At 73.5% G+C, this 21,134-nt stretch carries 24 protein-coding genes; 17 read left to right on the top strand and 7 right to left on the bottom strand.

Annotated elements, in window-relative coordinates; all coding sequences use genetic code 11:
• Window positions 1-5 precede the first annotated feature (5 nt).
• The 10 genes from ACZ501_RS08220 (at window position 6) to ACZ501_RS08265 (ending at window position 9,841) form a co-directional block, all read left to right on the top strand.
• A complete protein-coding gene (locus ACZ501_RS08220) occupies window positions 6-980 on the top strand; it encodes an ABC transporter ATP-binding protein (RefSeq protein WP_361598316.1) in 975 nt (324 codons plus the stop codon).
• Window positions 973-2,028 (top strand): ABC transporter ATP-binding protein, encoded by a 1,056-nt coding sequence (locus ACZ501_RS08225; RefSeq protein ID WP_361598313.1) that lies wholly within the window; start codon window positions 973-975, stop codon window positions 2,026-2,028. Before ACZ501_RS08220 ends, ACZ501_RS08225 begins: the two co-directional genes overlap by 8 nt.
• 412 nt (window positions 2,029-2,440) lie before the next feature.
• Complete coding sequence (locus tag ACZ501_RS08230; protein ID WP_007266329.1) at window positions 2,441-2,635, top strand: hypothetical protein; 195 nt, start codon at window positions 2,441-2,443, stop codon at window positions 2,633-2,635.
• Window positions 2,636-2,657: 22 nt separating this feature from the next.
• Window positions 2,658-3,557 (top strand): N-acetyl-1-D-myo-inositol-2-amino-2-deoxy-alpha-D-glucopyranoside deacetylase, encoded by a 900-nt coding sequence (gene mshB / locus ACZ501_RS08235; protein WP_468793414.1) that lies wholly within the window; start codon window positions 2,658-2,660, stop codon window positions 3,555-3,557.
• Window positions 3,554-3,937: a DUF6113 family protein gene (locus ACZ501_RS08240; RefSeq protein ID WP_361598307.1), complete on the top strand. Its 384-nt coding sequence runs from the start codon at window positions 3,554-3,556 to the stop codon at window positions 3,935-3,937. Before mshB ends, ACZ501_RS08240 begins: the two co-directional genes overlap by 4 nt.
• Before the next feature lie 204 nt (window positions 3,938-4,141).
• Window positions 4,142-6,124 carry a hypothetical protein gene (locus ACZ501_RS08245; protein ID WP_468793417.1) on the top strand — a complete coding sequence of 661 codons (1,983 nt, stop codon included), beginning with the start codon at window positions 4,142-4,144 and terminating at the stop codon, window positions 6,122-6,124.
• A gap of 196 nt (window positions 6,125-6,320) precedes the next feature.
• A complete protein-coding gene (locus tag ACZ501_RS08250; RefSeq protein ID WP_468793420.1) occupies window positions 6,321-7,280 on the top strand; it encodes an ABC transporter ATP-binding protein in 960 nt (319 codons plus the stop codon).
• On the top strand, window positions 7,277-8,041 hold the full coding sequence (locus ACZ501_RS08255; RefSeq protein WP_361610760.1) for an ABC transporter permease: 765 nt from the start codon (window positions 7,277-7,279) through the stop codon (window positions 8,039-8,041). Before ACZ501_RS08250 ends, ACZ501_RS08255 begins: the two co-directional genes overlap by 4 nt.
• 4 nt (window positions 8,042-8,045) lie before the next feature.
• The gene (locus ACZ501_RS08260; protein ID WP_468793423.1) at window positions 8,046-9,218 is read left to right on the top strand and encodes a sensor histidine kinase; all 1,173 of its coding nucleotides are present in this window, start codon (window positions 8,046-8,048) and stop codon (window positions 9,216-9,218) included.
• Window positions 9,215-9,841: a response regulator transcription factor gene (locus tag ACZ501_RS08265; protein ID WP_361610756.1), complete on the top strand. Its 627-nt coding sequence runs from the start codon at window positions 9,215-9,217 to the stop codon at window positions 9,839-9,841. The genes ACZ501_RS08260 and ACZ501_RS08265 overlap by 4 nt, the downstream gene beginning before the upstream one ends.
• A 45-nt stretch (window positions 9,842-9,886) precedes the next feature.
• Here the strand turns inward: ACZ501_RS08265 and ACZ501_RS08270 are convergent, their stop codons facing one another.
• Both ACZ501_RS08270 and ACZ501_RS08275 read right to left on the bottom strand, forming a co-directional pair.
• Window positions 9,887-10,678, bottom strand: coding sequence for a transglutaminase-like domain-containing protein (locus ACZ501_RS08270; protein WP_361603226.1), 792 nt, complete (start codon window positions 10,676-10,678; stop codon window positions 9,887-9,889).
• Window positions 10,675-11,661 carry a GNAT family N-acetyltransferase gene (locus ACZ501_RS08275; protein ID WP_468793426.1) on the bottom strand — a complete coding sequence of 329 codons (987 nt, stop codon included), beginning with the start codon at window positions 11,659-11,661 and terminating at the stop codon, window positions 10,675-10,677. Before ACZ501_RS08275 ends, ACZ501_RS08270 begins: the two co-directional genes overlap by 4 nt.
• A 116-nt stretch (window positions 11,662-11,777) precedes the next feature.
• Here ACZ501_RS08275 and fdxA point away from each other — a divergent pair, with 116 nt between their 5' ends.
• Both fdxA and dapC read left to right on the top strand, forming a co-directional pair.
• Window positions 11,778-12,110: a ferredoxin gene (gene fdxA / locus ACZ501_RS08280; RefSeq protein WP_007266339.1), complete on the top strand. Its 333-nt coding sequence runs from the start codon at window positions 11,778-11,780 to the stop codon at window positions 12,108-12,110.
• A 111-nt stretch (window positions 12,111-12,221) separates the two neighbouring features.
• Window positions 12,222-13,316 (top strand): succinyldiaminopimelate transaminase, encoded by a 1,095-nt coding sequence (gene dapC, locus ACZ501_RS08285; RefSeq protein WP_361603220.1) that lies wholly within the window; start codon window positions 12,222-12,224, stop codon window positions 13,314-13,316.
• 95 nt (window positions 13,317-13,411) lie between these two features.
• Here the strand turns inward: dapC and ACZ501_RS08290 are convergent, their stop codons facing one another.
• Both ACZ501_RS08290 and ACZ501_RS08295 read right to left on the bottom strand, forming a co-directional pair.
• A complete protein-coding gene (locus tag ACZ501_RS08290) occupies window positions 13,412-13,753 on the bottom strand; it encodes an ATP-binding protein (protein WP_361603217.1) in 342 nt (113 codons plus the stop codon).
• Between the two features lie 278 nt (window positions 13,754-14,031).
• Complete coding sequence (locus ACZ501_RS08295) at window positions 14,032-15,033, bottom strand: hypothetical protein (protein WP_362461678.1); 1,002 nt, start codon at window positions 15,031-15,033, stop codon at window positions 14,032-14,034.
• An 87-nt stretch (window positions 15,034-15,120) separates the two neighbouring features.
• Between ACZ501_RS08295 and dapE the strand changes: the two genes are divergently transcribed.
• Together dapE and ACZ501_RS08305 are read left to right on the top strand one after the other, a co-directional pair.
• Entirely contained in the window at window positions 15,121-16,200 is a 1,080-nt protein-coding gene (gene dapE, locus ACZ501_RS08300; protein ID WP_361603211.1) for a succinyl-diaminopimelate desuccinylase, read from the top strand.
• 64 nt (window positions 16,201-16,264) lie between these two features.
• Window positions 16,265-17,032: an LOG family protein gene (locus ACZ501_RS08305; RefSeq protein WP_362461672.1), complete on the top strand. Its 768-nt coding sequence runs from the start codon at window positions 16,265-16,267 to the stop codon at window positions 17,030-17,032.
• Between the two features lie 41 nt (window positions 17,033-17,073).
• Here ACZ501_RS08305 and folP read toward each other — a convergent pair whose 3' ends face one another.
• Window positions 17,074-17,934, bottom strand: coding sequence for a dihydropteroate synthase (folP, locus tag ACZ501_RS08310; RefSeq protein WP_361603205.1), 861 nt, complete (start codon window positions 17,932-17,934; stop codon window positions 17,074-17,076).
• Between the two features lie 82 nt (window positions 17,935-18,016).
• On the opposite strand from folP, the gene ACZ501_RS08315 reads away from it, so the two are divergent.
• Together ACZ501_RS08315 and ACZ501_RS08320 are read left to right on the top strand one after the other, a co-directional pair.
• Window positions 18,017-18,346 (top strand): DivIVA domain-containing protein, encoded by a 330-nt coding sequence (locus ACZ501_RS08315; protein WP_468793429.1) that lies wholly within the window; start codon window positions 18,017-18,019, stop codon window positions 18,344-18,346.
• Window positions 18,343-18,924, top strand: coding sequence for a DNA-3-methyladenine glycosylase I (locus tag ACZ501_RS08320; RefSeq protein WP_361603199.1), 582 nt, complete (start codon window positions 18,343-18,345; stop codon window positions 18,922-18,924). The genes ACZ501_RS08315 and ACZ501_RS08320 overlap by 4 nt, the downstream gene beginning before the upstream one ends.
• A gap of 4 nt (window positions 18,925-18,928) precedes the next feature.
• Here ACZ501_RS08320 and chcB read toward each other — a convergent pair whose 3' ends face one another.
• Window positions 18,929-19,732 carry a 2-cyclohexenylcarbonyl CoA isomerase gene (chcB, locus tag ACZ501_RS08325; RefSeq protein WP_468793432.1) on the bottom strand — a complete coding sequence of 268 codons (804 nt, stop codon included), beginning with the start codon at window positions 19,730-19,732 and terminating at the stop codon, window positions 18,929-18,931.
• Between the two features lie 332 nt (window positions 19,733-20,064).
• On the opposite strand from chcB, the gene ACZ501_RS08330 reads away from it, so the two are divergent.
• Complete coding sequence (locus tag ACZ501_RS08330) at window positions 20,065-20,232, top strand: DUF3117 domain-containing protein (protein WP_003966491.1); 168 nt, start codon at window positions 20,065-20,067, stop codon at window positions 20,230-20,232.
• A gap of 133 nt (window positions 20,233-20,365) precedes the next feature.
• On the opposite strand, the gene ACZ501_RS08335 is transcribed toward ACZ501_RS08330, so the two are convergent.
• On the bottom strand, window positions 20,366-21,028 hold the full coding sequence (locus ACZ501_RS08335) for an O-methyltransferase (protein WP_361603193.1): 663 nt from the start codon (window positions 21,026-21,028) through the stop codon (window positions 20,366-20,368).
• Window positions 21,029-21,134 lie beyond the last annotated feature (106 nt).

The raw sequence follows: 21,134 nt of genomic DNA on the forward strand, positions 1-21,134 counted from the left end.
GCCAGATGCTGCTCGAAGTGCGCGACCTGCACGTGGAGTTCACCACCCGCGACGGGGTCGCCAAGGCCGTGAACGGAGTGGACTACTCGGTCGACCAGGGCGAGACCCTCGCCGTGCTCGGCGAGTCCGGCTCCGGCAAGTCGGTGACGGCCCAGGCCGTGATGGGGATCCTCGACATGCCGCCGGGCCGGATCACCGGCGGCGAGATCCTCTTCAAGGGCAAGGACCTCCTGAAGACGAAGGAGGAGGAACGCCGGAGGATCCGCGGCGCCGACATGGCGATGATCTTCCAGGACGCCCTGTCCTCCCTCAACCCCGTGCTCAGCGTGGGCGCCCAGCTCGGCGAGATGTTCGAGGTCCACCGCGGCATGTCCCGCAAGGACGCCAGGGCCAAGGCCGTGGAGCTGATGGACCGGGTGAGGATCCCGGCGGCGCGCCAGCGGGTGGGGGACTACCCGCACCAGTTCTCCGGCGGCATGCGCCAGCGCATCATGATCGCCATGGCGCTGGCCCTGGAACCCTCCCTGATCATCGCCGACGAGCCCACCACCGCCCTCGACGTCACCGTCCAGGCCCAGGTCATGGACCTGCTCGCCGAGCTCCAGCGCGAACTCGACATGGGCCTCATCCTGATCACCCACGACCTCGGCGTGGTCGCCGACGTCGCCGACAAGATCGCGGTCATGTACGCGGGACGGATCGTCGAGGCGGCCCCCGTCCACGAGATCTACAGGGCCCCGGCCCACCCGTACACCCGCGGCCTGCTCGACTCCATCCCCCGCCTGGACCAGAAGGGCCAGGAGCTCTACGCCATCAAGGGCCTGCCGCCGAACCTGCTGGCCATTCCGCCCGGCTGCGCCTTCAACCCGCGCTGCCCGATGGCCCGGCCGGTGTGCCGGGCCGAGGTGCCGCCGCTGGCCGAGGTCGCCCCCGACCGCGCCAGTGCCTGCTTCTTCTGGAAGGAGTGCCTCGGTGCCTGAGCCCATCCTGGAGGTCCGCGGCCTCGTCAAGCACTACCCGCTGACCCAGGGCATCCTCTTCAAGAGGCAGATCGGCGCGGTCAAGGCCGTCGACGGGGTCTCCTTCTCCCTCGCCCCGGGGGAGACCCTCGGCATCGTCGGCGAGTCCGGCTGCGGGAAGTCCACCGTCGCCCGGATGCTCGTCAACCTGGAACGCCCCACCGCCGGCGCGATCTCGTACAAGGGCGAGGACATCACCAAGCTGTCGGGCCGCGCCCTGAAGGCGGTGCGCCGCAACATCCAGATGGTGTTCCAGGACCCGTACACCTCGCTGAACCCGCGCATGACGGTCGGCGACATCATCGGCGAGCCGTACGAGATCCACCCCGAGGTGGCTCCCAAGGGCGACCGGCGCCGCAAGGTCCAGGAGCTCCTGGACGTGGTCGGCCTGAACCCGGAGTACGTCAACCGCTACCCGCACCAGTTCTCCGGCGGCCAGCGCCAGCGCATCGGCATCGCCCGCGGCCTCGCCCTGCGACCGGAGGTCATCGTGGCGGACGAGCCGGTCTCCGCGCTCGACGTCTCCGTGCAGGCGCAGGTGGTCAACCTCCTGGAGCGGCTCCAGGACGAGTTCGGCCTCTCGTACGTGTTCATCGCGCACGACCTGTCGATCGTGCGGCACATCTCCGACCGGGTCGGGGTGATGTACCTGGGCCGCGTCGTCGAGATCGGCACCGACACCGAGATCTACGACCACCCCACCCACCCGTACACCCAGGCGCTGCTCTCCGCCGTACCCGTGCCCGATCCGCGGGCCCGCGTCCACCGGGAGCGGATCATCCTCACCGGCGACGTACCCTCCCCGGCCAACCCGCCCTCGGGCTGCCCCTTCCGCACCCGCTGCTGGAAGGCCGAAACCCGCTGTGCGACGGAGGTCCCGCCGCTGGCCGTGCCCGCGGTCTTCCCCTCGGGCCCGGCCGCCCACCCCTCGGCCTGCCACTTCGCGGCGGAGAAGCAGGTGGTGCCGCCCCCGGGCGAACTCCCCCCGCCGCCCGCCCCACCGGTGTGAGGAGGAGCCGGTGCGCGGCCCGCGCGCGCCCGCGGCGGCCGGATCCCGACGCCGCGCGGGCGATCATTTCCAGCCACCCCGCAGACCGGGCCCGGGCTGCTCCACCGGTGAATCAACACGGGGGACATGGGGGCGACTTGACCGTTTCTGTCCGAGATCCGGGCCGGGCGCGCCGAACCGTGTGCGGCCGTGCGGTGGCCGGCAGCCGTCCGGCGGGGGGTGCGGCGGGGCGTGCGGCCCATCCGGCCGGCCTCCGCGTGCCCCCGGCCGTGCGCGGCATGCGCCCCGCGTGCTGCCGGAATTCGATCGATGCGCTGGTACGGATAGTTATGATCCGTAGCGCACGGTGGGTATGAATGCGCCGAGCACGAGTACGCATACCGATGTCCGCTCGACGTGGAGGTGAAACGCCGTGGCACTCTCGATCTCGGCCGTGGTGCTGCTGGCGATCGTCGTCTTCCTTCTGGTCCGGAAGTCGGGTCTGAAGGCGGGACACGCGTTCGTCTGCGTACTGCTCGGGTTCTACCTGGCGAGTTCCACGGTGGCCCCCACCCTCAGCCAGCTCACCTCCAACGTGGCGAGCATGATCAGTGGCCTCAAGTTGTAGGCCGTGCTCGTAGGCTGGCCCCATGAACGGTCTTCCCGCCCGTCGTCTGCTCCTCGTGCACGCGCACCCGGACGACGAGTCGATCAACAACGGCGTCACCATGGCCAAGTACGCGGCCGAGGGCGCCCACGTCGCGCTGGTGACCTGCACCCTCGGCGAGGAGGGCGAGGTCATCCCGCCGGATCTGGCCCACCTGGCGCCGGACCGCGACGACACCCTCGGCCCGTTCCGGGCCGGCGAGCTCGCCGCCGCCATGAAGGAACTGGGGGTCACCGACCACCGCTTCCTCGGCGGCGCGGGCCGCTTCCGGGACTCCGGGATGATGGGCGCCCCGCAGAACGCCCGCCCCGGCTCCTTCTGGTCGGCCGACCCGGACGAGGCCGCCGGGTACCTCGTGGAGGTCATCCGCGAGCTGCGCCCGCAGGTCCTGGTCACCTACGACCCGAACGGCGGCTACGGCCACCCCGACCACATCCAGGCCCACCGGGTCGCCGTGCGCGGCGCGGAACTGGCCGCCGAGGCCGCATTCCGCCCCGAGCTCGGCGCCCCGCACGCGATCGCCAAGGTCTACTGGAACCGCGTCCCCGCCTCGGTGGTCGAGGAGGGCTTCGAGCGGCTGCGTGCGGCGGGCGCCGCCTTCCCGGGCATCGCGGCCCCGGACGACGTGCCGGGGGTGGTCCCCGACGAGCGGATCACCGCCGAGATCGGCGACGAGGACGGCGAGAGCGTCCTGGCGGCGGCGAAGGCGGCCGCCATGCGGGCGCACGCCACCCAGATCGCGGTCGACGGCCCCTTCTTCGCCCTCTCCAACGACCTCGGCCAGCCCCTGTTCGCCCGGGAGTACTACGAGTTGGCGGCCGGCCGCTCCGGTGCCGCGGCCGGCGAGCGCGAGCGGGACCTCTTCGCGGGGGTGGGGGTGTGACCACCGCGCTGACCCCCGGGCGGATCGCCGCCCTGCTCGGCCTGCTGGTGGCGGGCGCGCTGACCGGTGCGGCCGGCTGGCTCGTGGTCGACCTGTGGTTCCCGGGCGGGCTGCTGCTCGCGCTGCTGGCCCTCTGCGGGCTGTTCCTCGCCGGCCGGATCGCCGTCGGCACGGGACTCGGAGTGGGCGCCGGGGCGGGCGGCTGGTTCCTCTCCTACGTCGTCCTCAGCCTCCCCCGTCCCGAAGGGGACTTCCTGCTCGGTTCCTCCGGAATGGGCATGTACGCATACCTTTTGGGGGGAAGTGCGGCCGCTGTGATCTGTGCCACGATGCGCGGCCCCGCGCAAGGTTCCGTTTCGGCCTCGAATTCCCGCGGATGACGGGCCGCTGAACTCCCGCTCCCGCCGATCGGGGAGGTGTTGCGGGGATTTGACGGTCCCTCGGAAGGGGGCGCGCGGGAGCGTAAGAGGAACCTCGGATTCCTGGGCGACAGTTGCGCGCGGGCGACGGCCAGTATGGTGGACGGGCCGCCGAGCTGCCCGCGCACGGCACGCGGGCGGCGGAGCCAACCGGGAGAACCTGCCTTGAGTCGTGAAACCGACAGTTCGTCCCCCGGGCCCCAAGGGCACGGTGGAGCCGCCTACCCCTCGGGTACGCCGCCGTATGGAAACGGCCGGTATCCGTCCACGGCCATGCCGCCTGGTCCCGGCGCCGCGACCGTCCCGGAGGAGAATCCTGTGACCTCGAACCCGTCCACGCCCGACACCGACGGGCCGAAGACCGAGACCCACCTGACGACCCGGATCCGGATCAACATCCCCGGGTCCCGGCCGATCCCGCCCGTGGTGGTACGCAAGCCCGTGAAGGACGGCGGCCAGGACGCGTCCGCGGCCGCCGCCGGACCGGCCCCGGGCGGCGCTCCGCGCGCGCCCGAGCGCCCCGCCGCGCCGGGACGGCCCGCGGCGTCGGCCCCCTCGCTCCCCGCGGTACCGGCCCCGGCCCCCGCGCCGGGCAGGCCCGCGCCGGGCAGGCCCGCGCCGGAGTCCGCCCCCGCGCCCGCCGCGGAGCCGGCCGGCGGCTGGTTCGCCCCGCGCAAGGCGGCGACGCCCCCGCCGGCTGCGACGCCCCCGCCCGCGGCGCCCGCCGCGCCCGCCGGGCCCGGCGCGAGCTACGGCTCCGGAGTGCCCGCGGCTCCCGGCGTGCCCGCCGCGCCCGCCGCCGGAACCGGGGCGGGCTTCGCGCCCCCGGCCGGCGGCCCCGGCCGCCCGCAGCCCCCGGCCGCGCACGGCAGCGGAGCCGGCTTCGCGCCGGCCCCCGCCCCGGGCGGCCCCGGCGCCGGCGCGCCCCACGGGTACGCCGGGTACGACGGCGGCCCCGTGACGGAGCCCTTCCCCGCCTTCCCGGAGCCCGCCGGGCCGACCGGCGGACCCGCGCTGGGCACCGTACCCGTGGGCGCCGACGCGGCCCCGAGCTGGCCCGGCCCCGAGGCCTTCGACGCCCCGGCCCCCGCCCCCGTGTCCGGCCCGGCCGCGCCGCCGCCCGGCCCGCAGCCGCCGCGCCAGGCCCGCCCCGCGCCCGCTCCGGCCGGTAAGGCGGGCAAGGCCGGCAAGGCGGGCAAGACCGCCAAGAAGGGCCGCTCCAAGCTGGTCCTGCTCGGCGGCGGCCTCGTCGCCCTCGTCGGCGTGGCCTACGGCGCCGGACTGCTGATGAACCACTCCGACGTCCCCAAGGGCACCACCGTCCTCGGCGTCGACATCAGCGGCAGCCGCGACGACGCCGTCGCCAAGCTCCAGGCGGCCTTCGGCAAGCGCGCCGCCGCCCCGCTCCAGCTCAGCGCCGGCGGCAAGACGGTCGAGCTGAAGCCCGAGAAGGCCGGCCTGACCCTCGACAGCCAGACCACCGTGCGCAACGCCACCGGCAGCGACTACAACCCGGTCACCGTCATCGGCTCCCTGTTCGGGGTCGAGCGGACGGCCACCGCCGTCATGCCGGTCGACGAGGAGAAGCTGCGGGTGTCCCTCCAGGAGCTGGCCGGCGCCGCCGGCTCGGCCTCCGAGGGCACGATCAAGTTCGACACCGGCAAGGCCGTCGCCGTCCCCGGCAAGGCCGGTGAGGGCCTCGACGTCGACGGCTCCGTGGACAAGGTCACCAAGGCCTTCCGCGAGCTCGTCGCCAACGGCAAGGCCCCCACCGTCGACCTCCCCACCGCGGCCAAGGAGCCCACGGTCACCCAGGCCGAACTGGACCGGGCCATGAAGGAGTTCGCGGAGCCGGCCATGTCGGGCAACGCCACGGTCAAGGCGGGCGGCAAGTCCATCGCCTTCGGCGCCAAGTCCCTGCCGAAGATCCTCAGCATGTCCGCGGTGGACGGCCGCCTCGTCGAGAAGTACGACCTGGAGGCCCTGAAGGCCACCTACGGGAACACCTTCGACGGGGTCCTGATCACCCGCGGCACCGGCGCGAAGACCCCCGTCACCCCGCAGGACGTCGCGGGCGCCCTCGGCAGGGCCCTCATCGGCAAGACCGCCGCCGAACGGACCGTCACCATCGACACCAACGCGAACTGACGGACCCGTACGCGAGCCCGTACGCAGGCCGCACGCACCGTACGAAGCCCCTTCCCGGCTCCCGGGAAGGGGCTTCGCGGTGTTCACCGCACCCCGCCCCACCAGGCGTGTCATGCCGTCCGCATGACATCTGTCATGCGGCAGTCACGACGCGCGACACTGCCGCGCCCACCCCCCTGCGGGCGAACCTTGGGCCATGACGACGACGACCGCGGCACACCCCGCCGCCCCGGGACCCGCAGACGGCACCGGCGACACCGCCACCGTGGTGAGCTTCCGGAACGTGACGAAGAGCTACGGCCAGGTCAAGGCCGTCGACGGCCTCTCCCTCGCACTCCATCCGGGCGAGACCGTCGCCCTCCTCGGCCCCAACGGCGCCGGCAAGTCCTCCACCCTCGACCTGCTCCTGGGCCTGCGCCCCGCCGACTCCGGCATCGTCCGCCTCTTCGGCACCACCCCCCGCGAGGCCATCGCCTCCGGCCGGGTCGGCGCCATGCTCCAGAGCGGCGGCCTGATGGAGGACGTGACCGTACGCGAGCTCGTCACCCTCGGCTGCGCCCTCCACCCGCGCCCGTACCCGGTGGACGAGGTGCTCAGCCGCGCCGGCATCCAGGAGATCGCCGGCCGGCTCGTCAACAAGCTCTCCGGCGGCCAGGAACAGCGCGTGCGCTTCGCCCTCGCCACCGCCGGCCACAACGACCTGATCGTCCTCGACGAACCGACCACCGGCATGGACGTCACCTCCCGCCAGGCCTTCTGGGCCACCATGCGGGAACAGGCCGCCCAGGGCCGCACGGTCCTGTTCGCCACCCACTACCTGGAAGAGGCCGACGCGATCGCCGACCGGGTCCTGGTCCTCAACAAGGGCCGGCTGCTCGCCGACGGCACCGCCGCCGAGATCAAGGCCAGGGCCGGCGCCCGCAAGATCGCCTTCGACCTCGACGGCCCCGTCGACGAAAAGGTCCTGCGCGCGCTGCCCGGACTGACCGCCTTCGACCTGACCGGCTCGACCGTGCGCCTCCAGTCGCGCGACGCCGACGCCACCGTCCGCGCCGTCTACGCGCTCGGGCTCTACCCCCGCAACCTGGAGGTCGCCGGCCTCGGCCTGGAACAGGCCTTCATCGCCCTCACCGAGGCCGAGGAGGCCACCCGATGACGAACACGGTCAGCACCGGCACCCTGCGCCTGGTCAAGCTGGAGATCTCCCGCGCCCTGCGCAACAAGAAGTACCTGTTCTTCACCGTCCTGTACCCGGCCGCCCTCTTCCTGATGCTCGGCGGCACCCTGGACGGCACCACGAAGGTCATGGGCACCGAACTGGCCATGCCCGCCTTCTACATGGTCGCCATGGCCTCCTTCGGCGCCCTGACCGCCGTCCTGATGGGCAACAGCGAGCGCATCGCCAAGGAACGCGAGAAGGGCTGGGTGCGCCAGCTGCGGCTGACCGCCCTGCCCGGACACGGGTACGTCCTCGCCAAGACCGCCAGCGCGGGCGTCCTGTCCCTGCCGTCCATCCTGGTCGTCTTCGCCGTCGCCGCGGCCGTCAAGGGCGTACGCTTCGACGCCTGGCAGTGGTTCGCCCTCACCGGCGCGATCTGGGCCGGCAGCCTCGTCTTCGCCGCGCTCGGCGTGGCCATCGGCTACCTCGCCAGCGGCGACAACGTCCGCCCGATCACGATGCTCTTCTACTTCGGCCTGTCCATCCTCGGCGGCCTGTGGATGCCCACCGCGAACTTCCCCCAGTGGCTGCGCGACATCTGCGAGTGGCTGCCGACCCACGCCTACGCGGGCCTCGGCCAGGCCATCGAGCTGGGCGGTGCGCCGCACGCGAAGGACGTGGCGATCCTCGCCGTGTACTTCGTACTGTTCACCGGTGCGGCCGCCTGGCTGTACCGCAAGGACTCCCTGAAGGCATGAACCCGTGGCGCTGACGCAGGACCCCGACGGCCTGGGCCGGATCGGCCAGGCACCGGAGAGCACCACCCACAAGGTGGTGAAGAGCCTGTGGATCGGCATCTGGCTCTTCTACCTCAGCGCGCCCGTCACCGACCTCGTGCGCGGCGGACACGGCACGGCCGCCCGGCTGCTCGGCGGCCTGGGCCTGCTGGCCTTCACCGGCTGGTACCTGGTGCTCGTGTTCCGCACCGCCAAGCTGATGCCGGTCGCGCGGGTCCTGGTCTCCCTGGCGGTGCTCGCCACCCAGGCCGCGGTGCTGTCGCTGACCCTGGGCCGCGAGTGGCTGGTGCTCTTCGTGTACGTGTCCATCTCCTCCGGGGCCGCGCTGCCCGGCGAGTACTCCCGCTGGACGGTGCCGGGCGCGACCGCGCTGCTGACGGCGGTGGCGTTCTCGGTGCCGGGCGGCGACGAGTACCTGGCCGGGCTGCTGGTCCCGGCACTGATGGGCGGCTTCGCGATGGTCGGGGTCCGGGCCATGATCCGCACCACGACGGAGCTGCGCCAGGCCCGGGCCACGGTGGCGCAGCTCGCCGCCAACGAGGAACGCCTGCGGATGGCCCGCGACCTGCACGACCTGCTGGGCCACTCGCTGTCGCTGATCACCCTCAAGAGCGAGCTGGCGGGCCGCATGCTGCCCGGGCAGCCCGAGCGGGCCGCCCAGCAGGTGGCGGACATCGAGCGGGTCAGCCGGCAGGCGCTGGTCGACGTACGGGAGGCCGTGAGCGGCTACCGGCGGCCGACCCTGCCCGGCGAACTCGCCGGCGCCCGTACGGCACTGGCGGCGGCGGGCGTGACGGCGGACCTGCCGGCCGGCTTCGAGGACGGCTCGCTCCCGGAGGAGGCGGAGTCGGCGCTCGCCTGGTCGCTGCGCGAGGCGGTGACGAACGTGGTCCGGCACAGCGGGGCGCGGCGCTGCACGGTCACCCTGACCACCCGCCAGACCCTCGCGGGGGCGGTGGTCGAACTGGCGGTGTCCGACGACGGCACGGGCGGCGCCGCCGTCCCCGGCAACGGCCTGACGGGCCTGACGGAACGCCTGGATGCCGTCGGCGGCACCCTGTCGGCCGGCCCGGCGGGCCGGGCCGGCACGTCCGGCTTCCGCCTGCTGGCGCGGGTCCCCCTAGGATCCGGGTCATGACCGACGTCAGCGCCGCCCCGATCCGGATCCTCCTGGCCGAGGACCAGTCGATGGTCAGGGAGGCCCTCGCCGCCCTCCTCGGGCTGGAGCCGGACATCGAGGTCCTGGCGCAGGTGGCGCGCGGCGACGAGGTCGTGGCGGCGGCCCGGTCCCACGACGTGAACGTCGCGCTGCTGGACATCGAGATGCCGGGCATGACGGGCATCGAGGCTGCGGCCGCGCTGCGCGCCTCCCTCCCCGACCTCAGGATCGTCATCCTGACCACCTTCGGCCGCCCCGGCTACCTCCGCGGGGCGATGGAGGCGGGCGCCTCGGCCTTCCTGGTCAAGGACGCCCCGGCCGCGCAACTCGCCGATGCGGTACGCCGCGTGCTGGCGGGCGAGCGGGTCATCGACCCCACCCTCGCGGCGGCGGCCCTGGCGGAGGGCGCGAACCCGCTGACCGACCGGGAACGGGAGGTCCTGCGGGCGGCGGAGTTCGGCGCGACGAACGCGGAGCTGGCGGCCCGGCTGTGCCTCTCGCAGGGCACGGTCCGCAACTACCTGTCGACGGCGATCCAGAAACTGGCGGCCCGCAACCGCGCCGAAGCGGTCCGCACGGCCCGCGAGAAGGGCTGGCTCTAGCCCGCCCCTTTCCACGCACCGCTCGCGCGGTGCGTGGAAAGGGGGTCAGTTCAGCAGGGCGCGCGCCGAGACGGCCTCGGCGCGGATGCGGGACGCGGAGTCCGGGTCGATGGCGTCCATGACCTGCGCGTACGCCTCCAGTTCGGTCGCGCCCTCGCGGAACGCGCCCCGCTCCACCAGCAGCCGCGCCCGCTCGTACCGCAGGGCCGCCGGGTGCGACGGCAGCAGCAGCGACAGGTCCAGCGCCCACAGCGCGACCCCCGAGTGCTCCGGCCGGGAGGAGGCCCAGACCCGGATGTTGTTCAGGATCCGCAGCACGATGTCCAGGGTCCGGGCCGGGGACTTCGGGGAGGACGCCAGTTCCGCCGGGCCCGCGCCCAGCGACGCGCCGCCCGCGAAGGGGTCCACCACCACCGACTCCTCCGGGTCCCCGAAGCCCACCACGAAGTGCCCCGGCAGCCCCAGCCCGTACACCGGCGCCCCCGCCCGCCGGGCCACCTCCAGCCACACCACCGAGAGGAGGATCGGCAGGCCCCGCCGGCGCCGCAGCACCTCGTGCAGCAGCGAGGACTCCAGCCGGTCGTAGTCGGCCGGGGTGCCGTGGAAGCCCATCCGGCCCCCGAGCAGCTCCGTCACCGCCGAGGCCCACGCCCGTGCGCCCCGCAGCCCGTACGGCAGCATCCCCGCCAGCCGGTCCAGCTCGATCTCGGCCCAGTCCATGGCGCGTTCGTCCAGCTCCGGGTCCCCCTCCGCGGCCAGCAGCAGGCACAGCCGGGCCAGGTCCGGCCGCTCCGAGCGGGCTTCCGCCGCGAACTGCTCCCGCGTCGACGCGCTCACGCCGCCGCCCGGAAGTGGTGGTAGGCGTGGTGCGTGGTGAAGCCCATCCCGTCGTACAGGGCCCGGGCGGCCGGATTGTCCGCCTCCACCTGGAGCCACGCCGCCGACGCACCCTCCTCCAGCCCCCGCCGGGCCAGGGCCGTCATCACCGCCCTCGCGAGCCCGCGCCGCCGGTGCTCCGGAGCGACCGTCACCGCGGCGAAGCCGGCCCAGCGGCCGTCCACGACGAGCCGCCCGATCGCCCGGCCGCCGCCCAGCGAGGCGAACCACACCGACGGCCCCTCCACCAGCACCCTCCGGGCCGGCTCAGGGTCCCGGACCCTGCCGTAGCGGGCGAGCCACTCCTCGTCCGGCTCGCGGGTGAGCCGTACGGCGTCCACGCCGTCCGCGTCGAGGTCGCCGACCGGGGCCAGGGCCCCGATGCGCACCTGCGCCGAGACCTCGTTCACCCAGCCGCGCCGCTCCAGCTCCGCGCAGAGCAGCTCCTGCGTCCCGGCGGCGCCCGTCGCGGCCTGCACGTACGCCGGAAGGCCACGTTCCGCGTACCAGGAGGTCACCCGCTCGAGTGCTTCGCCGACGGGTATCCCGGGGTCGCCGAGGGCGAGTGCCGAGTTGGCCCGCCGGGTGAACCCCGCGGCCGCCCGCAGCGTCCACTCGCCGAGCGGCTCGCTCTCCAGCGGCTGCCAGGCCCGCGCGGTGATCCGCGCCAGCTCCTCGAAGGAGGCCGCGGGACCCCTGCGGCGGGCCGGTGCGGCGGGCACCGTCTTGCCCGCCACCAGCGAGGATTCCGCGATGTGGACGGACACGCCGTCCTTGCGTGTGATCGTCAGCACACCCCCGGTCCAGGATGTGAGAACCCCGACCGTGTCCGCGAAGGAGGGGGCTGCGCTCCCGCCCTCCTCGACCCGTCGTACAGAGACTCGTTTACCCACGTCAGCCGGGGTGATACGGATCTCCAGCAGTCCACCGGCAGTGATTTCCACAGCTCTGTCCGCCCCTCCTGTTCGGATCGTGCCCGGGAACGGAGATACTAGGTGCGGGCATCGACGACGCCGCGCTCCCGCGCGAATGGACAGCCCTACCGAGGAGGAACGAGAGCGTGACCTACGTCATCGCGGAGCCTTGTGTCGACGTCAAGGACAAGGCATGCATCGAAGAGTGCCCCGTCGACTGCATCTACGAGGGCCAGCGGTCCTTGTACATCCACCCGGACGAGTGCGTCGACTGCGGCGCGTGTGAGCCGGTCTGCCCGGTCGAGGCCATCTTCTACGAGGACGACACCCCGGAGGAGTGGAAGGACTACTACAAGGCGAACGTCGAGTTCTTCGACGAGCTCGGTTCGCCCGGTGGCGCCTCCAAGCTCGGCCTGATCGAGCGCGACCACCCCTTCGTCGCCGCGCTGCCCGCCGACATCAACGCCGGCGAGCACTGACCGTTCTCGGCAGACGCGCCTCTCGGTCCCGTACGGCCCCGCTGCCGCGCGGGACCGAGCCGTTTCTCCGTACGACACAGCCCCCGCACCTCACAGAGAGCAGAGAGCACCGTGGCCGCAGTTTCCGACCGTCTTCCCGCCTTCCCCTGGGACAAGCTGGAGCCGTACAAGGCCACGGCGGCGGCCCACGCTGACGGCATCGTCGACCTGTCGGTCGGCACCCCCGTGGACCCGGTGCCGGAGCTGATCCGGCGCGCCCTGGTCGGCGCCGCGGACTCCCCGGGCTACCCGACGGTGTGGGGGACGCCCGCGCTGCGCGACGCGATCACCGGATGGCTGCGGGGCCGGCTCGGCGCGAGCGCCGCCGGACACCGCAACGTCCTGCCGGTGGTCGGCTCCAAGGAGCTGGTGGCCTGGCTGCCGACCCAGCTGGGCCTGGGCGCCGGCGACAAGGTGGCCTACCCGCGGCTCGCCTACCCGACGTACGAGGTCGGCGCGCGGCTGTGCGGCGCCGAGCCCGTGGTCTACGACGACCCGACGGAGCTGGACCCGGCGGGCGTGAAGCTGCTGTGGCTCAACTCCCCGTCGAACCCCACCGGGAAGGTCATCCCGAAGGAAGAGCTGGTCCGGATCGTCGCCTGGGCGCGCGAGCACGGGATCCTGGTCTTCAGCGACGAGTGCTACCTGGAGCTGGGCTGGGAGGCCGAGCCCGTCTCCGTCCTGCACGACGACGTGTGCGGGGGCTCGTACGAGGGCCTCGTCGCGGTCCACTCGCTCTCCAAGCGCTCCAACCTGGCGGGCTACCGGGCCGCGTTCATCGCCGGTGACGCGGCCGTGCTCGGCGAGCTGCTGGAGATCCGCAAGCACGGCGGCATGATGACCCCCGCCCCGGTCCAGGCGGCCACGGTGGCGGCGCTCGGCGACGACGCCCACGTCGAGGAGCAGCGCGGCCGCTACGCCGCCCGCCGCGAGGCGCTGCGCACGGCCCTGGAGGCGCACGGCTTCCGGATCGAGCACAGCGAGGCCAGCCTCTACCTGTGGGCGACCCGTGACGAGCCCTGCTGGGACACCGTCGCCCACCTCGCCGAGCTCGGCATCCTGGTGGCGCCGGGCGACTTCTACGGGGAGGCCGGCGCGCGCTTCGTCCGCGTCGCCTTCACCGCCACCGACGAGCGGGTCGCGGCCGCGGTCAAGCGCCTCGGCTGAGCGCGGGGACGCCGGGAACACCCGTAGGGGGTCGGGAGCACGCGCTCCCGACCCCCTCGGCGTCCTCGCGGTGACCGGAGGCCGGTGACCGGTGGTCAGCCGCCCAGCGGCAGGCCGCCGAGGGGCAGCTGGCCCACCGGCAGCTGCTCGGCGACCGGCAGGCCGCCCAGCATCTGGCCCGCGCCGGCCGCGCCGCCCACGACGTCGGAGGCGGGACCGGCGACGGGAGCGGCGGCCGGGAGGGCCTCGGTGGCGGTGTGCGCGGCGTCGGTGGCCGCGCCGGTGTCCGGCGCGGTGAGCGTGTTCAGCTTCGGCAGGGACTCCAGGCCCACGGCGTCGGCCGCGCTGGCGGCGCCTGCCGCACCGACCACGGGAGCGGTACCGGCTGCGAGGAGAAGCGCGGCGCGGGCGATCCGACGGGTCAGGGGGAGGGTCATGATGCTCCTAAGCGGTAGCGGCTGAGTACGCCCGTACAACCGCTCCCGGGGTGGGAGGAGTTGCGGACCCCCCGGGTAAAGGATCGGTAACGCATCGTTTAATCGGCTTCCGTGACAAGAGCACCGGACCCGCTCCCACCTGCGCTTCTGTCCGTACGCGGGCCGTACGGCCGGGGAGCCCGGACACCCCTCCCGGGTGACGGACCGTACGCCTGACCGCCCCCGCCAGGGCCGCCCGGCCGTTCGGCGGGCCGCTCAGCGGGCCGGGCGCGGGCCGCTCAGTGGGCCGTGGCGCGGGCCACGAAGATCCGTACCTCGCCCGGAGCCGCGTCGTGCGGGTCCCCGGCGCCGCCCTTGCGGCCGCCCTCCCCGCCCTTGCCCCGCCACGCGCCGCCGTCCCGGCCGGCGACCCAGGAGGAGCCGTCGTACGAGACGCGGACGATCCCCAGCTCCTTCGACCGGGCCACCGCCCAGTGGGCCATCGCCCGCCCCCGCCGTGCCTCGGCCGGGCCGCCGCCCTCCTTGAGCCGCAGGCCGACCTCCGCCTCGGAGACCGTGCCGGCCGGCTTCGAGCGGCCGGCCGCCGCGCCCGCCCGGCCCGCGCCCAGCGCCTCCCGGGCCTCCTTGCCGAAGGCCCGCGCGAGCTCCGCCCGCACCTTCTCCGGGTCGCCCGGCGCGGGCGCCGGGCCCGAGCAGGCCAGCGAGGCCGGGATGCCGTTCTCGCCGAAGGCGGCCGTCAGGACCGCCGCGTCCGGCTCGTGCTTCGCGTACGCCTGCGGGAAGCCGCTGAGCTGCACCTTCTGCGCCGCCACCGTCAGCGGCAGCCGGGTGTAGCCCTTGATCTCCGCGAGCCGGTCGTAGAAGATCCCCGCCGAGTACACCGGGTCCATGATCTGCTGCGGCGTCCCCCAGCCCTGCGAGGGCCGCTGCTGGAAGAGCCCCAGCGAATCCCGGTCCCCGTGGTCGAGGTTGCGCAGCGCCGACTCCTGCATCGCCGTCGCCAGCGCGATGGTCACCGCGCGGTCCGGCAGCCCCTTGGAGATGCCGACCGCCGCTATCGTCGCCGCGTTCGCCGCCTGCTCATGGGTCATCTCGTACGTCTGGACGGTCCCCGCACCCGCGGTGCCCGCCCCGGTGGCCGAAGCCGTGCAGTAGGCGGGACCGCTGTTGGAGGCGCGCTGCACGAGGAAGTACCCGATCACCGCGAGCAGGACGGCCAGGCCCACGGCCTTGCGGAACGGCCGGCGGCGGCGGGGGCGGGGGCGATCGGTCTCGGACACGCGGCCCACCGTACTTGAGGCCGATATACCGTCCACCGGCCGGACGCTCCAGCTTCCCGCCCATCCCGGGGCGTTAGGGTCAGTTCCATGCCCGAATCCGAGCTGGACCTCACCCTGGACGCTGCCGAGCTGACCGCCCGGCTCGTCGACATCCCCTCCGTGAGCGGCGACGAGAAGGTGATCGCCGACCTCGTGGAAGACGCGCTGCGCGCCCTCCCGCACCTGACCGTCGACCGCCTCGGCAACAACGTCGTCGCCCGTACGCACCTCGGCCGCGCCGAGCGCGTCGTCCTCGCCGGCCACCTCGACACCGTGCCGATCGCCGACAACGTCCCGTCCCGCCTGGACGAGAACGACGTCCTGTGGGGCTGCGGCACGACGGACATGAAGTCCGGGGTCGCCGTGCAGCTGAGGATCGCGGCGACCGTCCCCGAGCCGAACCGCGACCTCACCTTCGTCTTCTACGACCAGGAAGAGGTCGCCGCCGACCTCAACGGCCTCGGCAAGGTCGCGGCGGCCCACCCCGACTGGCTGACCGGCGACTTCGCCGTGCTGCTCGAGCCCTCCAACGCCGAGGTCGAGGGCGGCTGCCAGGGCACCCTGCGCGTGCTGCTGCGCACCGAGGGCGAGCGCGCCCACTCCGCGCGCAGCTGGATGGGTTCCAACGCCATCCACTCCGCGAGCCCGATCCTGGCGAAGCTGGCCGCGTACGAGCCCCGCAAGCCGGTCATCGACGGCCTGGAGTACCACGAGGGCCTCAACGCCGTCCGCATCGAGGGCGGCGTCGCCAACAACGTCATCCCGGACGCCTGCACGGTGACCGTGAACTTCCGCTACGCCCCCGACCGCAGCGAGGCCGACGCGCTGGCCCACGTACGGGAGGTCTTCGCGGACTGCGGCGTCGCCGAGTTCGTGGTCGACGACTCCTCGGGCGGCGCCCTGCCGGGCCTGTCCCACCCGGCGGCGGCGGCCTTCATGGAAGCGGTCGGCGGCCGGCCGATGCCCAAGTTCGGCTGGACGGACGTCTCCCGCTTCAGCGCGCTCGGCGTCCCCGCGGTCAACTACGGCCCGGGCGACGCGCTGCTGGCTCACAAGGTCGACGAGCGCGTCGAGACGAAGGCGATCCTGCACTGCGAGGAACGACTCCGCGCCTGGCTGACCTCGTAAATTCCCCTTCCGGCCACCTTCGTGCGCCTACCCTGATCCAACGATCAGCAGGAGGGAGCACATCATGGGCAACCCCGGCAATCCCGACAGGTCTGCACGTCGTCGGCCCGAGGAACAACAGCTCGGGCCGGTGCTGCGCAGGCGGGGCCAGGTGCAGGCCGGCAGTACGACGGACCAGCGGCTGCTGGACTCGGCCGGACCCTCCGAGTGGGTGCACACCGATCCCTGGCGGGTCCTGCGCATCCAGTCGGAGTTCATCGAGGGCTTCGGCACGCTGGCGGAGCTGCCGCCCGCGATCAGCGTGTTCGGCTCGGCCCGCACGCCGGCCGACTCACCCGAGTACGAAGCCGGCGTGCGGATCGGCAGCGCGCTCGTCGACGCCGGCTTCGCCGTCATCACCGGCGGCGGCCCGGGCGCGATGGAGGCGGCCAACAAGGGCGCCCGCGAGGCGAACGGCATCTCCGTCGGCCTGGGCATCGAGCTGCCCTTCGAGCAGGGGCTCAACCAGCACGTCGACCTCGGGCTGAACTTCCGGTACTTCTTCGTCCGCAAGACGATGTTCGTGAAGTACAGCCAGGGGTTCGTGGTGCTGCCGGGCGGACTGGGCACCCTGGACGAGATGTTCGAGGCGCTGACCCTGGTCCAGACGCAGAAGATCACCAGGTTCCCCATCGTGCTCTTCGGCACGGAGTACTGGGGCGGGCTGATCGACTGGCTGCGCAACACGGTCATCGCCCAGGGCAAGGCCTCGGAGAAGGACCTCTACCTCTTCCACGTCACGGACGACGTCGACGAGGCCATCGCGCTGGTGACCAAGGAAGTCGGCAAGTAGCGGCTCGGTCCGCGCCGCCCGGGCCCCGGGCGGCGCGGCCCTCAGGCGAGTCCGCGGCGGGCCACGGCCGGCGGGCGGTGGCCCTGGATCGAGCGGACCATGTCCAGGACCTGCTTGGTCTCCGCGACCTCGTGGACGCGGTAGACCTGCGCGCCGAGCCACGCCGAGACGGCGGTGGTCGCCAGGGTGCCCAGCAGGCGCTCCTTGACCGGCCTGTCGAGGGTCTCGCCGACGAAGTCCTTGTTGGACAGGGAGACCAGCACCGGCCAACCGGTTTCGGTCATCTCCGCGAGGCGGCGGGTGGCCTCCAGTGAATGCCGGGTGTTCTTCCCGAAGTCGTGGCCCGGATCGATCATGATCGATTCCCGGGGCACGCCGAGGGCCGCGGCCCGCTCCGCGAGCCCGACCGTGACGCGCAGGATGTCCTCCATCACGTCCTCGTACGAGGTCCGGTGCGGCCGCGTGCGCGGCTCGACCCCGCCGGCGTGGGTGCAGACGATCCCCGCACCGTGGCGCGCGGCGACCTCCGCCAGCTGCGGGTCCACCCCGCCCCACGCGTCGTTCAGCAGGTCCGCCCCCGCCTGGCAGACGGCCTCGCCGACCTCGTGCCGCCAGGTGTCGACGCTGATCACCACGTCCGGGTGGCGGCGGCGCACCTCCGCCACGAAGCCGACCGTGCGCCGGACCTCCTCGGCCGCGTCCACGTGCTCGCCCGGGCCCGCCTTGACCCCGCCGATGTCGATGATCGCCGCGCCCTCGGCCACCGCCCGCTCCACCCGGTCGAGGGCGGGCTCGTCGCGGAAGGTCGCGCCCTGGTCGTAGAAGGAGTCCGGGGTGCGGTTGACGATGGCCATGATCACCGGCTCGTGGGTGTCGAACTCGCGCCTGCCCAGTCGCAGCATCCTGCTCTTTCCTCCTTCGGCGACCCTCGCGCCTCGTCTGCGACCTTAACCTGGTGGCCGGAGTCTCTCAGGGGAGTTGATCGTGTTCTGGTTCTTGCTGATCGCGCTGGTCGTGGTCGTGGCCGCGGTCACCCTCGCGGTGATCGGCTCGGGCGCGGAGGCCGTGCTGCCGGAAGCCGAGCCGGACCGGGTGGCCGACGCGCTGCCGGAGAGCCGGCCGGTGGTACGGGCCGACATCGACGCCCTGCGGCTGCCGGTCGCGCCGCGCGGCTACCGGATGGCCGAGGTGGACGACGTACTGGACCGGCTCGCGGCCGAGCTGGCCGAGCGGGACGCGCGGATCGCGGAGCTGACGGCGGCGCGGAACCCGGCCCCGGCGGAGCGGGTCGACCTCACCAAGGACGAGCGGTGAGCGGCGCCGGGCTGCTGGCGGGCCCGGACGGCGGGCTGCGCTGCCCGTGGGGGCTGTCCACGGCGGACTACGTCGTCTACCACGACACCGAATGGGGCAGGCCCGTCCACGGCGACGACGCGCTGTACGAGCGGCTGTGCCTGGAGGCGTTCCAGTCCGGGCTGTCCTGGCTGACGATCCTGCGCAGGCGCGAGGGGTTCCGCAAGGCCTTCGCGGACTTCGAGATCGCCGCCGTCGCCCGGTTCGGCCCGGCCGACGCCGAGCGGCTGCTGGCCGACGAGGGGATCATCCGCAACCGGGCCAAGATCGAGGCCACCCTCGCCAACGCGAAGGTGCTGGCCGGCTGGCGGCCGGGGGAGCTGGACGAGCTGATCTGGTCCCACGCCCCCGAGGAGCCGGGCCGGGCCCCGAGGAGCACCGCCGACGTGCCGGCGGTGACCCCGGAGTCCACGGCCCTGGCCAAGGCCTTGCGGAAGGCAGGCATCCGCTTCGTCGGGCCGACCACGGCCTACGCCCTGATGCAGGCCTGCGGCCTCGTCAACGACCACCTCGCGGGCTGCGTCTCCCGCGAGGGGTGAGGCGTCAGCGGCCGAGGTACTGCGGCGGCTGCTTCGAGAGGAAGGCCTGGACGGCGATGGAGTGGTCCTCGGAGGCCCCCGCGCGGGTCTGCAGGACGTCCTCGCGCTCCAGGGCGTCGGAGAGGGAGTGGGAGGCCCCGTACGCGAGGGACTCCTTCAGCGCCGCGTAGGCCACCGTCGGGCCCGAGGCGAGGGTACGGGCCACCGCCTCGGCCTCGGCGTGCAGCGAGTCCGAGGGGACCAGGCGGTTCGCGATGCCCAGCTCCCAGGCTTCCTGCGCCTTGACGGAGCGGGGGAACAGCAGCAGGTCGGAGGCGCGCGAGGCACCGATCAGGCGGGGCAGGGTCCAGGACACCCCGGAGTCGGCGGTCAGGGCGACCCCGGCGAAGGAGGTGTTGAAGGAGGCCGTGTCGGCGACGACGCGGAAGTCCGCCGCCAGGGCGAAACCGAAGCCGGCCCCGGCCGCGACGCCGTTGACCCCGGCCACCACCGGCTTGGGCATCTCCGTCAGCGCCCGCACGATGGGGTTGTAGTGCTCGGAGACCGTGCTCATCGTGAGCCGGGATCCGCTCTCGCGGTCCGCCGCCAGGTTCCCGACGTGCTCCCTGAGGTCCTGGCCCACGCAGAAGGCCCGGTTCCCGGCGGCGGTGAGCAGGACCGCCCGTACGGCGGTGTCGGCGGCCGCCGCCCGGACCGCGTCGCGCAGGGCGACCTTGGCCTCCGTGTTCATGGCGTTCATGGCGTCGGGCCGGTTGATGGTGATGGTCGCGAGCCCGTCGCTCACTTCGTAGAGCACGCTGTCGGCCATGGCGGGGGTCCCCCTTCGTCGCGGGCTTGGCTACCGGCCGGTACCGGCCGGTGCAAGGGCCAGCATGGCGGACGGGACCGGGGGCGGTCATGTGATGTGCGTCCTACAAAGCGGAGCCCTTCCCCCGGGGGCAGCTGCGAAGTATCGCAGGCGGATCCCCGAAATGAGTGGTTTTGGCCGAGCGCGTTGCGCAAGCGTTCCCCGCTGATGTTGGTCATCGGGTCCTGACATGCGGGATAATGGCTGGGAAGCAATGTGTTCGATGCCGGGTACTAGGCGCCTGAACGGGGCCGTCGGCTGACGATGAGCTGGTTTCAGGAAGGGGAACGAGCATGGCGGCCATGAAGCCGCGGACGGGCGACGGCCCGCTCGAGGTCACCAAGGAGGGGCGAGGCATCGTCATGCGCGTACCGCTCGAGGGCGGCGGTCGGCTTGTCGTCGAGCTGACGCCGGACGAGGCGGACGCCCTGGGTGACGCCCTGAAGAAGGTCGTCGGCTGAGCCTCGGCCCCACCAGATCTTCACCCCGCCCCCGCCGCCACCGCGGCGGGGGCGGCGTTGTTTCGCGCCTGCCCCGGCCCCGGCGGCCATCCGGCTCCGGTACGGCCCGGGCCGCGGTTTTTGCACGCCGAGGCTAGCGCCGCACCGCGCACAGCAGCCCGTCGCCCACCGGGAGGAGGGCGGACTCCAGGGCCGGGCTCTCGCGGACGCTGCGCAGCAGTTCGCGGACCCGCAGGACCTCCGCCTGCTGGGCGGTGGAGTCGACGGTGCGGCCGTCCGTGAAGACCCCCTCGAAGCACACCAGCCCCCCGGGTCGCAGCAGCCGCAACGATTCGGCGAGGTAGTCCAGCGACTCGGTCGGATCGCCGTCGCAGAAGACCAGGTCGTACCCGCCGTCCGCGAGCCGCGGGAGCACGTCCAGCGCCCGGCCGGGGATGAAGCGCGCCCGGTTGCCCGCGAAGCCGGCCGCGCGGAAGGCCTGGCGGGCGAAGGCCTGCCGGTCCGGCTCGGGGTCCACGGTGGTCAGTACCCCGTCCGGCCGCATCCCGTGCAGCAGGTGGATCCCCGAGACGCCGGTCCCGGTGCCGATCTCGGCGACGGCCTTGGCGTCCGCGGTGGCGGCGAGCAGGCGCAGCGCGGCCCCGGTGCCGGGGGACACGGACCGCAGGCCCGCTTCCCTGGACCGGTCTCGGGCCCATCGCAGAGCGTCGTCCTCGGCGACAAACGCGTCGGCGAACGCCCAGCTCGTCTGCCGGTTGCCGCTAATGACCCTCTCCTGTCCCCATAGTTGGCGCAACGGTGACTGTATCCGCTGACGTCGGGAACCCGCAGATGGGACCGGGCGTTGGGAGGGTGAGAGGCGGGATAGAGGGGACGGCTGCGGGCAGATCGGCGGTCCGGAC

This window comes from Streptomyces sp. NPDC034085 (genome assembly GCF_055575555.1).